This is a genomic window from Caulobacter sp. FV2ps19 (assembly GCF_058681035.1).
Genome location: NZ_CM178729.1, coordinates 4,031,879 through 4,043,418 on the forward strand (window position 1 = coordinate 4,031,879; position 11,540 = coordinate 4,043,418).

General features: G+C 68.8%; 8 protein-coding genes and 1 pseudogene. 7 read left to right on the forward strand and 2 right to left on the reverse strand.

Annotation, left to right across the window (positions count from 1 at the left end):
- The first annotated feature begins 4 nt into the window (after positions 1 to 4).
- Together ACW18B_RS19140 and ACW18B_RS19145 are read left to right on the forward strand one after the other, a co-directional pair.
- A complete protein-coding gene (locus ACW18B_RS19140; protein WP_492048583.1) occupies positions 5 to 3,091 on the forward strand; it encodes an efflux RND transporter permease subunit in 3,087 nt (1,028 codons plus the stop codon).
- Between the two features lie 12 nt (positions 3,092 to 3,103).
- Positions 3,104 to 3,190: pseudogene (locus tag ACW18B_RS19145) on the forward strand (hypothetical protein); the annotation flags it as partial.
- A gap of 15 nt (positions 3,191 to 3,205) precedes the next feature.
- Here ACW18B_RS19145 and ACW18B_RS19150 read toward each other — a convergent pair.
- On the reverse strand, positions 3,206 to 3,859 hold the full coding sequence (locus ACW18B_RS19150; protein WP_492048584.1) for an arylesterase: 654 nt from the start codon (positions 3,857 to 3,859) through the stop codon (positions 3,206 to 3,208).
- 55 nt (positions 3,860 to 3,914) lie between these two features.
- On the opposite strand from ACW18B_RS19150, the gene ACW18B_RS19155 reads away from it, so the two are divergent.
- The 5 genes from ACW18B_RS19155 (at position 3,915) to ACW18B_RS19175 (ending at position 10,630) form a co-directional block, all read left to right on the forward strand.
- Positions 3,915 to 4,613 (forward strand): ABC transporter ATP-binding protein, encoded by a 699-nt coding sequence (locus tag ACW18B_RS19155; protein ID WP_492048585.1) that lies wholly within the window; start codon positions 3,915 to 3,917, stop codon positions 4,611 to 4,613.
- The gene (locus ACW18B_RS19160) at positions 4,610 to 7,120 is read left to right on the forward strand and encodes an ABC transporter permease (RefSeq protein WP_492048586.1); all 2,511 of its coding nucleotides are present in this window, start codon (positions 4,610 to 4,612) and stop codon (positions 7,118 to 7,120) included. The genes ACW18B_RS19155 and ACW18B_RS19160 overlap by 4 nt, the downstream gene beginning before the upstream one ends.
- Before the next feature lie 65 nt (positions 7,121 to 7,185).
- Complete coding sequence (locus tag ACW18B_RS19165) at positions 7,186 to 7,386, forward strand: hypothetical protein (RefSeq protein WP_492048587.1); 201 nt, start codon at positions 7,186 to 7,188, stop codon at positions 7,384 to 7,386.
- A gap of 143 nt (positions 7,387 to 7,529) precedes the next feature.
- Positions 7,530 to 8,852 (forward strand): PQQ-dependent sugar dehydrogenase, encoded by a 1,323-nt coding sequence (locus ACW18B_RS19170; RefSeq protein ID WP_492048588.1) that lies wholly within the window; start codon positions 7,530 to 7,532, stop codon positions 8,850 to 8,852.
- A 326-nt stretch (positions 8,853 to 9,178) separates the two neighbouring features.
- Complete coding sequence (locus tag ACW18B_RS19175; RefSeq protein ID WP_492048589.1) at positions 9,179 to 10,630, forward strand: carotenoid oxygenase family protein; 1,452 nt, start codon at positions 9,179 to 9,181, stop codon at positions 10,628 to 10,630.
- Between the two features lie 114 nt (positions 10,631 to 10,744).
- Here ACW18B_RS19175 and ACW18B_RS19180 read toward each other — a convergent pair whose 3' ends face one another.
- Positions 10,745 to 11,536: a DUF1295 domain-containing protein gene (locus ACW18B_RS19180; protein ID WP_492048590.1), complete on the reverse strand. Its 792-nt coding sequence runs from the start codon at positions 11,534 to 11,536 to the stop codon at positions 10,745 to 10,747.
- Positions 11,537 to 11,540 lie beyond the last annotated feature (4 nt).

Here is an 11,540-nt window from a genome sequence, read left to right on the forward strand (position 1 = left end):
CGCGATGAACAACATCTCATCCTGGGCGATCAAGAACCCGATCCCCGTCATCCTGCTGTTCTTCCTGCTGACCATCGCGGGGATTTCGGGCTTCCGCACCATGCGGATCAACAACAATCCCGACGTCGACCTGCCGTTCGTCGTCGTGACCGCCGTGCGCCCCGGCGCCGCGCCCAGCGAGCTGGAGACCCAGGTCACCCGCCTGGTCGAGGACTCGATCGCGGGCCTTGGCCAGGTGCGCCACATCAGCTCCACCGTCGTCGACGGGGCCTCGACCACCTTCATCGAGTTCGAACTGGGCGTCGACCACGAGCGCGTCACCAATGACGTGCGCAACGCCATGTCCAGTCTGCGCAGTTCTCTGCCCCAGGACATGCAGGAGCCCACGGTCACCCGGATCGACATCTCGGGCGATCCTCTGATCACCTATGTGGTCAAGGCCCCGACCCTGACGCCCGAGCAGCGCAGCTGGTTCGTCGACAATGACGTCAGTCGAACCCTGCTGGCCATCCGGGGTGTCGGCGAGGTCAACCGGCGCGGCGGTGTCGACCGTGAGATCGAGGTCGCCCTGGATCCCGACCGGTTGGCGGCGCGCGGCGTCACCGCCGCCCAGGTCAGCCAGGCCCTGGTGTCGTCCAACGCCGACCTGCCGGGCGGCCGCGTGACCATTTCCGGCTCCGAGCGCGCCATCCGCACCCTGGGCGCGGCCGGTTCGATCGACCAGCTGCGCGATACCCGCATCCCGCTCAGCGCCGGCGGCAATGTCCGCCTTTCCGACCTCGGCACGGTCGAGGACCGCTGGGCCGAACCGCGCTCGCGGGCCCGCTATGACGGCCAGGAAGTCGTGACCTTCAACATGGTCCGCTCGCGCGGCGCCAGCGAGGTGCAGACCGCCCAGAAGATCCGCAAGGCGATCACGGCGCTCGACGCGGCCCATCCCGAGGTCAAGATCGAGGAGATCACCGCCGAGGTCACCTATATCGAGGACAGCTATATCGCCTCGATGGAGGCCCTGATCCTGGGCGCGGTCCTGGCCGTGCTGGTGGTGCTGCTGTTCCTGCGGGACTGGCGGGCGACCTTCCTGGCGGCCGTGGCCATTCCGATGTCGCTGTTCCCGACCTTCGCGGTGCTGGCGCCGATGAACCAGTCGCTCAACAGCATCACCCTGCTGGCCCTGTCGCTGACCGTCGGCATCCTGGTCGATGACGCCATCGTCGAGATCGAGAACATGGTCCGCCATATGCGGGGCGGCAAAACCGCCTATGCGGCGGCCATGGAAGCCGCCGACGAGATCGGTCTGGCGGTCGTGGCCACCACCTTCACCATCGTGGCGGTGTTCGCGCCGGTCGGCTTCATGCCGGGTATTATCGGCCAGTTCTTCAAGGCCTTCGCCCTGGCGGCCTGTATCTCGGTGCTGTTCTCGCTGGTCGTGGCGCGTCTGCTGACGCCGCTGATGGGCGCCTACATGCTCAAGGCCAACCATGATCACGAGGACAAGGACCCCTTCTGGATGGGGCCCTATCTCAGGAGCCTGAACTGGGGCCTGAACAATCGCTGGAAGGTCCTGGTGATGGCCATTCCGATGATGGCCGCCACGGCCTTCCTGGCCACCAAGCTGCCCTTCGAATTCCAGCCGGCGGCCGACCGCGGCCGCGCCCCGTTCTCGGTCCAGTTGCCGCCCGGCGCGACGCTGGATGAGACCGACGCCGTCGTCCAGCGCATGACCAAGGCCCTGCTGGCCAGACCCGAAGTGCTGGGCGTCTATGCCTCGGTCGGCGCCAACAGCGCCGTCAACACCGCCACGCTCAACGCCGATCTGGTCGACAAGAAGGAGCGCATGGGCCAGCAGGAGTTCAGCCGCCTGATGGTCGACCAGTTCGCCGCCATTCCCGGCGCGCGGATCGGCGCGGGCTCCAACAGCGGCGGCGGCCCCAGCGACGGCACCAGCTTCACCCTGCGCCTGCTCAGCGACAACGGGCCCGAGCTGGAAGCCGCCGCGCGCGCGGTCGAGACCCAGATGCGTAACGTTCCGGGCCTGGCGCACGTCGTCAACACCGCCGCCATCGCCCGTCCGGAAATCGTGGTTGAACCGCGCCCGGACCAGGCCGCTCGGGCCGGCGTCTCGGCCGGGGTGATCTCGCAGGCCGTACGCGTGGCCACCATCGGCGACGTCGACCAGAACCTGCCCAAGTACAATCTGGGTGACCGCCAGGTGCCCATCCGCCTGCGTCTGACCCAGAACGCCCGCGAGGACATGGCGGTTCTGAAAACCCTGCAGGTGCCCAGCGCCAACGGGCCGGTGCCGCTCAATTCGGTGGCCGACGTCCGCTTCGGCGCGGGGCCCTCGCAGATCAGCCGTCAGGACCGCTCGCGCGTCGCCACCATCACCGCCGAACTGAACGGCATCGTGGTCGGCGAAGCCAGCAAGCGGGTGCACGCCCTGTCGTCGGTCAAGAATCTGCCCCCGGGCGTCAAGGAAGTGCCGGCCGGCGACGCCGAGTTCATCGCCGAGATGGTCTCAGGCTTCGCCACCGCCCTGATCACCGGCATCCTGCTGATGTACATGGTGCTGGTGCTGCTGTTCCGCAGCTTCGCCCACCCGATCACCATCATGGTGGCCTTGCCCCTGGCGATCGGCGGGGCCTTCGCCCTGCTGGTGCTGGCCCGGTCCAGCTTCTCGATCTCGACCCTGATCGGCATCCTGATGCTGATGGGGATCGCGGCCAAGAACTCGATCCTGCTGGTCGAGTACGCGATCATGGCGATGAAGGACGGCATGACCAAGCGCGAGGCGATCCTGGACGCCGCCCACAAGCGGGCCCGGCCGATCCTGATGACCACGGTCGCCATGGGCGCGGGCATGGCGCCGGTGGCCCTGGGCTTTGGCGCAGATGTCGAGTTCCGGGCGCCGATGGCTATCGCCGTCATCGGCGGCCTGATCACCTCGACCCTGCTGTCGCTGCTGTATGTGCCGGTGGTGTTCGTGCTGATGGACGGCCTGAAAACCCGGGCCGAGCGGCTGATGGGCCGGATCTTCGGCGGGCGGGATCACGGCCATCCGCCGGCCCAACAGTCCTCGCTGATGGACTAAGGCGTTGCGGACCTCGCCCTTCGACAAGCTCAGGGTGAGGTCCAAGACAAACCGTTCAGTAGAAAACCTCACCCGGAGCTTGTCGAAGGGCGAGGGTTTCGGTTCGCCCGAAACTCAGACCCGGGACCGCAGAACGTTCGCGACCGTCGGCGCGAGGCGCTCGGCGACGATCCTGGCGCCGGCCGCATTGGGATGGATGCCGTCCCGCTGCATCAGGCGCGCCACGCCGACGACCCCGGTGATGAAATCGGGCTGGTAGACGACCCCCGTCTCGCGGGCGAGATCCGGGTACAGATTGGTGAATTCCCGCGCATAGGACGCCCCGATCAGCGGCGGAGCGCGCACGCCGGCCAGCACCACCGAGATGTTGCGGGCCTTCAGCTTTTCGATGATGCGGCGAAGATTGGCCTTGGTGGCCTTGGGGTCCGCGCCCTGCAGCAGGTCATTGCCGCCCAGGGCGACGACGCAGGCCCTGGTGTCGGACGCGACGCTGAAATCGACCCGCGCCAGACCCCCGCCGCTGGTGTCGCCCGACACCCCGGCCCCGCGCACCATGGCCCTGACGCCCAGGCGCTCCAGAGCGACCTGCAGCTGCGCCGGCAAGGCGTCACGCGCAGGCAAGCCCAGGCCGGCGGTGATCGAGTCGCCCAGCACCGTCACGACCGGCAGTGTCTCGGCGGCCTGGGCGGTCGCCGACAGGGCGAATATCGCCCCAAATCCAGCAATGGCCCCGCGTCGGGTGGAGCTCGGCCCTGTGATGATCGTCATGAGCGCCTATGTGAGAGTGGGAACCCGCATTTAACGCCAGAAACAAGGACAATTCATGACCGATGACGTCGCGCCGCTCGCCCTGTCGTCGGTGACCCTGACCCTGCCCTCGACGGCGGGCCCTGTGAACATCCTGCGCGGCGTCGACCTGCATGTCGCCGCCGGTGAACGCGTGGCGATCATCGGACCATCGGGATCAGGCAAGTCGTCGCTCATTTCGGTGGCGGCGGGCCTGGAGCGTCCGACCTCGGGAACCGTCAACCTGTTCGGCCAGGACCTGGCCAGGCTGGACGAGGACGGCCGCGCCCGTTTGCGCCGGAGTCGCGCCGCCCTGGTGTTTCAGAGCTTTCACCTGCTGCCCAACATGACCGCCGAGGAGAACGTCGCCGCGCCGCTGGAGATCGCCCGCGCGCCCGACGCCCTGACCACCGCCCGCGACTGGCTGGCCAAGGTGGGGCTGTCGTCGCGCCTGACCCACTATCCGCACCAGCTGTCGGGCGGCGAGCAACAGCGGGTGGCCCTGGCCCGGGCCCTGGCCGCACGGCCGACCCTGCTGTTCGCCGACGAGCCGACCGGCAATCTCGACTCGCGCAATGCCGCCGCCGTCGCCGACCTGATGTTCGACCTGGTCGCGCAATGCGGCGCGGCCCTGGTGATGGTCACCCATGATCCCGTGCTGGCCCAGCGCGCCGACCGCGTGATCCGCATGGCCGACGGCAAGGTCGTCGAACCCCAAGTCGGGATGGACGCGTGAGCCCCCTCTCCTTCCGGCTGGCCGGCCGGGAACTGCGATCCGGCGTCAGGGGCTTTGGCATCTTCCTGGCCTGCCTGGCCCTGGGCGTCGCGGCCATCGCGGCGGCCGGATCGACGGCCGAGGCCTTCCGCCAGGGCCTGGCCTCCCAGGCCCGCGAGATCCTCGGCGGCGATCTGTCGGCCTCGGTCGAGAACCGCGACTTCACGCCCCAGGAACGCGCGGCCTTCGCCCGGCTGGGCACGGTGTCCTATACCGCCCGCGTCCGGGTGATGGCCCAGACCGCCTCGGGCGAGCGACGGCTGGTGGACCTGCGCGGCGCCGACACCCTCTATCCCCTGGCCGGCAAGGTCGAGCTGGAGGGCGCGCCCTCCCTGGCCGAGGCCCTGGCCACGCGCGACGGACTGCCCGGCGCGGCCGTCGAGCCCGCCCTGCTGGACCGTCTGGGCCTGAAGATCGGCGACCGCTTCGAGGCCGGTCCCCTGACCCTGGTCGTGCGCGCCGTCATGATCCGCCAGCCCGACAGCATGGCGCGCGGCTTCGTGCTGGGTCCCCGCGTTCTGGTGCGCGGCGAACTGCTGCCGCCCACCGGCCTGCTGGCGCCCGGCCTGCCCTCGGCCCAGTCGGCGCGCATCGCCCTGAGCGGAACCCAGGACCCGGCCGCTGTCGGCAAGGCGCTGAAGAAAAGCTTCGCCGAGCTCTATATCCGCGATCGTTCCGACGCCGCGCCCGGCGTGCGCAAGCTGATCGACCAGCTGGAATATTTCCTGGGCTTCATCGGCCTGGCCTCGCTGGTCGCCGGCGGTCTGGGCGTGGCCGGCGCGGTGTCGGCCTATCTGGCGACGCGCGAGCCGTCGATCGCCGTGCTCAAGGCCCTGGGCGCGGACGGGGCGCTGATCCGCAACACCTATCTGATCCAGATCGGCCTGCTGGCCGCCCTGGGCGTGGTGATCGGGCTGATCATCGGCGCCGTCGTGCCGCTGATCCTGGGCCGCATCGCCGGCGACGCCCTGCCGATCCCCGCCCTGTTCGCGGTCTATCCCCTGCCCCTGATCAAGGCCGGGGTGTTTGGCCTGCTGGCGGCGGCGGCCTTCTCGCTGATCCCCCTGGCGAGAGCGCGCGCCACCCCGCCCTCGGCCCTGTTCCGCCGCGCCCTGGGCGTGCGCCCGCCGTTTGGCCTGGAGACGATCGGCGCGGCCATCGCCGGCCTGGGCCTGGCCGCCCTGGCCATCGTCACCGCCCCGACCCCGATCGCCGCCGGGATCATGATCGCCGGCGTCGCCGCAGCCTTCGTCGTGCTGGGCGCCCTGGGCCTCGTAGCCGCCTGGCTGGCGGGCCAGGTTCGGGGGCTCACCCGCGGCGCCGTGCGCATCGGCCTGGCCAATCTGGCCGGACCCCGCTCGGCGGCGCGCACCGCCACCCCGGCCATCGGCCTTGGTGTCGCGCTGCTGGCCTGCGTGGTGCTGATCCAGTCGGCCCTGCTGGCCCAGGTGCGCGAGGTCGCGCCCAAGAGCGCCCCGGCCATGGTCTTCACCGAGATCCCCGGCGACCAGGCCGCCGTCTTTGACGCCGAAGTCGCCCGCGCCGTGGGCCCGTTGACCCCGGAAACCTATCTGCGCGCGCCCTTCGCCACGGGCCGGATCACCGCCCTGAAGGGCCAGCCGGTCGACATCAAGGCCATCAAGCCCTCCGAACGCTGGGCCTTCGACAACGACGTCAATCTGTCGGTGTTGGGGCCTGAACCGAAGGACTCCGGCGTCGTCGAGGGGCGCTGGTGGCCAGCCGACTATTCAGGGCCGCCGCAGGTGATCCTGGAGGCCGATCTGGCGCGCGGCGCCGGACTGACGGCCGGAGACACGATCACCCTGTCGGTGCTGGGCCGCGATCTGGACGTCAGGATCGCCGCCCTGCGCAAGATCGAGTTCGGCGCCTTTGGCCCCAACTTCGCGATCATCCTGGACCCCAGGAGCCTGGAAGGCGCGGTGCTGCGCAACATCGCCATCGCCAAGATGGACCGCGCCGCCGAGTCCCGCGTCACCCGGTCCCTGGGTCAGAGCTTTCCGGCCGTCAATGTGATCAGCGTGCGCGAGCAGCTGGAGTCCGCCGCCGGCCTGTTCGACCGCCTGGCCCTGGCCATCCGCGGCGCGGCGGCCGTGGCGGGCCTGGCCGGGCTTCTGGTGCTGGCCGGCGCCATCGCCGCCGAGGCCCGGGCCAGGGCCCGTGAGGCGGCGACGCTGAAGGTGCTGGGCGCAACGCGCACCCAGATCCTCACCGCCTATGTCGTCGAATATGGCGCTGTCGGCCTGATCGCCGGCGCGGCGGGCGTCCTGCTGGGTCTGGCCGCCGCCTGGCCGGTGGTGGTGCTGGTGTTCAAGGCCCAGTGGAGCATCGACTGGGCCGGGGTGATGGCCCTGCTGGCCGGCGCGGCGGGCCTGTCGGCGATCGGCGGACTTCTGGCGGCGGCCCAGGCTCTTGCCCGCCGCCCGGCGCCGGTTCTGCGAGCGGACTGAACGGCTCTTTGCCCCGACCGTCGAATTGATAGGGCGAAAACCGCCATCGGGGCTATCGTGGCGTCATGCACACGAACCTCACGGGCGACGACCGCGTTCTGCTGGACCGCTATATCGAGAGCGTTCTCCTGCGGTTCAGCGACGGCAAGTTCAATCTGGGCGAAACAACCGAGGAGCTGGCCCAGGCCTTCGTCCGGGTTGCGCGCGCCGACCCCGAAACGATCGAGCACATGCGCGGCTTCGTCGAGGCCGGCGACGACGCCTGATCGAGCCCGGCGCCGTAACGGCGCCCGTGCCAAGGTTGGGCGATGAGTCTAGTCTGCGCCCATCATCGTATCCGCCCCAGAACGCGGAACGGTTTCAGGCGTTAGAGGCAGGTCTTCGGGCCGGTCTTCAGGGAGAAAACTTCATGACTCGTCTTCGCCATTCCACTGCGGCTGCGGTCGTTCTGCTGCTCTCCCTGGCCGCCTGCAGCGCGAGCGAGTCCCAGACCCCGGGCCCGGGCTACGGCCCCAATCCCACCTTGCCAGAACCCCGCCAGACCCTGCTGCCGACCGTCAAGGTCGCGCCGGTCAATCGCTGGGCCAACGGCGCGACGCCGATCGCCGCCCAGGGCTTCCAGGTCAAGGCCTTCGCCGACGGCCTGGATCACCCGCGCTGGCTGCTGGTGCTGCCCAATGGCGACGTGCTGGTGGCCGAGACCAACGGCCCGCCGAAGGAAAAGAAGCCGGGCTTCGACATCCGGGCCTGGTTCGAGAAGAAGATCATGGGCAAGGCCGGGGCCACCGTGCCCAGCGCCAACCGCATCACCCTGCTGCGCGACGCCAATGGCGACGGCGTGGCCGAGGTGAAGACCCCGTTCCTGACCGGCCTGAACTCGCCGTTCGGCATGGTCCTGATCGGCGACACGCTCTATGTGGCCAATACCGACGCCGTCGTCGCCTTCCCCTATGCGACGGGCGCGACCCAGATCACCGCCGCCCCGCGCAAGATCGCCGACCTGCCGGCCGGGCCGATCAATCACCACTGGACCAAGAACATCATCGCCAGCCGCGATGGGACCAAGCTGTATGCGACCGTCGGCTCCAACAGCAATGTCGGCGAGAACGGCATGGCCGCCGAAGAGCGTCGGGCCGGCATCCTGGAGATCGACCTGGCCACCGGCGCCAGCCGGGTGTTCGCCTCGGGCATCCGCAATCCCAACGGCATGGGCTGGGAGCCCGTCACCGGCGCGCTGTGGACCGCCGTCAATGAGCGCGACGAGATCGGCAACAACCTCGTCCCTGACTACATGACCTCGGTGAAGGACGGCGGCTTCTATGGCTGGCCCTACAGCTATTACGGCCAGACCGTGGACACGCGCGTGGAGCCGCCGCGCCCGGATCTGGTGGCCAAGGCCATCGCGCCGGACTACGCCCTGGGCAGCCACACCGCCTCGCTGGGCCTGACCTTCTACGAAGCCTCGGCCTTCCCGGACCGCTATCGCGGCGGCGTGTTCATCGGCCAGCACGGCTCGTGGAACCGCAAGCCCCCGGCCGGTTACAAGGTGGTGTTCGTGCCCTTCTCGGGCGGCAAGCCCGCCGGCCTGCCCGAAGACATCCTGACCGGCTTCCTCAATGCCAAGGGCGAGGCCCAGGGCCGTCCCGTGGGCGTCGCGGTCGACACCGCCGGGGCCCTGCTGGTGGCTGACGATGTGGGCAATGTGATCTGGCGGGTGACGTCAGCGCGGTAGGCGCCTCCTAAGGGCAGGGTGATCGCGTAGGGGCATTGTAAAAGAGCTAGCCTTCCTGGGCCTTGTGCCCAGGACCCATGGCGCCGCCGATACGGATTTGGATCTGTGTTCTGGGCCATTCAGCCGCGAACAGGGCCCAAATCGGAGCCAGCCTCAACCATGGGTCCTGGGCACAAGGCCCAGGAAGGCGGGATTCTTAGAGCCCGCCCAAGCTTGAACCGGTCAATCTCCCTTAGGCGAGGCACAGCCTCCCCCCGGGGGAGCGATCCGATGCTTGCACAACAAGACTGACTGGACGTAGGCTGCACTGGTCGCAGGAGCCCGCCATGAAGATCGAACGCCTTCCGCCCGTGATCACCTCGCTGGGGTCGACCAACCACCCCTACATGACCGGGGCGTGGACGCCGCTGCACGAGGAGGTCAACGCCTGGGACCTGGAGGTGCTGGAAGGCGCGATCCCGACCGACATCGACGGCGTCTATCTGCGCAACACCGAAAACCCCGTCCATCAGCCGCTGGGCCGCTATCACCCCTTCGACGGCGACGGCATGGTCCACCAGATCGACTTCAGGGACGGAGCGGCGACCTATCGCAACCGCTTCATCCGCACGCGCTGTTTCGAGGCCGAGCAGGAAGTCGGCGAAAGCCTGTGGGGCGGCCTGGCCGACGGGCCGGGCACCTCGAAACGCCCGGGCTTTGGCGCCCATGGCGGCTTGAAGGACACCGCCAGCACCGACATCGTCGTCCATGCCGGCGAGGCCATCGCCACCTTCTATCAGTGCGGCGAGGCCTATCGCCTGGATCCCCTGACTCTGGAGAATCTGGGCGTCGCCGCCTGGGCGCCGCTGGACGGGGTCTCGGCCCACCCCAAGGTCGATGAAGCCACGGGCGAGCTGCTGTTCTTCAACTATTCCAAGACCGCGCCTTACATGCACTACGGCGTGGTCGACGCCAGCGGCAAGCGGACGGTCTATCAGGCCATCGACCTGCCCGGTCCGCGCCTGCCGCACGACATGGCCTTCACCCGGAACTATTCGATCCTCAACGACCTGCCGGTGTTCTGGGACGCCGCCCTGCTCGAGCGCGACATCCACGCCGTGCGCCTGCACAAGGGCGTGCCATCGCGGTTCGGGATCGTGCCGCGCCACGGCGGCGCGGTGCGCTGGTTCGAGGCCGCGCCGACCTATGTGCTGCATTGGCTGAATGCCTATGAAGACGGCGACGAGATCGTTCTGGACGGCTATTTCCAGGAAAACCCTACGCCCCGTCCGCTGGAGGACGCGCCCGACCGCCACGGCCACCTGATGGCCTATCTGGACGAGCACAGCTTCCGGCCCCGGCTGCACCGCTGGCGGTTCAATCTGAAGACCGGCGAGACCACCGAAGGCCATCTGGACGAGCGCATCCTGGAGTTTGGGATGTTCAATCAGGCCTATGCCGGCAGGCCCTATCGCTACGCCTATTCCACCACCGCCAAGCCCGGCTGGTTCCTGTTCAACGGCTTTGTCAAACATGACCTGGAGACCGGCGAAAGCTGGTCGATCCAGCTGCCCGAGGGCCGCTTCGCCAGCGAGGCCCCGTTCGCGCCGCGCCTCAACGCCAAGGACGAGGACGACGGCTATCTGGTCAGCTTCATCATCGACGAAAATCGGGGAAGCTCGGAATGCGTGCTGATCGACGCCAAGCGCTTCGAGGTGGTCTGCCGCATCGCCCTGCCCCACAAGCTGAGCAGCGGGACGCATAGCGTGTGGGCCGGGCGGGAGCGGCTGCGCGACTAGCCCCCTTCCGCGCCTTCGGCGCTCCTCCCCCATAGGGGGAAGACGAGATCGATCATCCGCCCCCTATGGGGGCGGACGGTCGCGAAGCGACCCGGTGGGGGCCAGTGATCGCCCTCACCCCTTCTTCGGAAACCACGGCACAAACCCCGAGGTCCGCTGCACATAGGCCTCATAGTCCGGCCGCTTCTTGCGCATGCGGCCTTCCACGGTCGGCACGCCGCTCCACTTGGTCAGCAGGAAGGTCATCAGGATCGGGGCCGGCAGGGCCCAGGCGCCCAGACCGGTCTCGGCGGCGATCAGATACAGCCCCCACCAGACGCAGGCGTCGCCGAAATAGTTGGGATGGCGGGTATAGCGCCACAGGCCCTGGTCCATCACCTTGCCGGCGTTTTCAGCCTTGCCCTTGAAGAGGGCCAGCTGGGCGTCGCCGATCGTCTCGAACAGGATGCCGACCACCGCGATGGCGGCGCCGGCGAAGGCCAGGCCGCCCAGCGGCGCGAGCGACATCTGACCCAGCTGCACCGGCAGGGCGATGATATATTGCAGGCCGTATTGCAGGGCGAAAACCAGCAGCAGGGACGCCTTGGCGAAGCTCCAGCCCCGATGCTGTTTGGCGTGCGCCATCATCGTCACATAGCGACGATCCGGCCCGTTCTTGCGCCAGCGCCATAGCAGGTAGCCCCCCAGACGCAGGGCCCAGACGGTGCAGAGCGCTGTCAGCAAAGTCCCGTGCGGCGTCGCCCCGCTCTGTAGCCAGGTCGTCCAGGCGATCAGGGCCATGCCCAGGCCCCACCAGCTGTCGATGAAGCTGACGTCCTTCAGGCGCAGCCCGATGAGCCAGAGCCCGATAAAAGCCACGGCCGAGACGGCGGCGTTGGTCAGCAGGATAGAATCTAGCGAGGGCATGAGC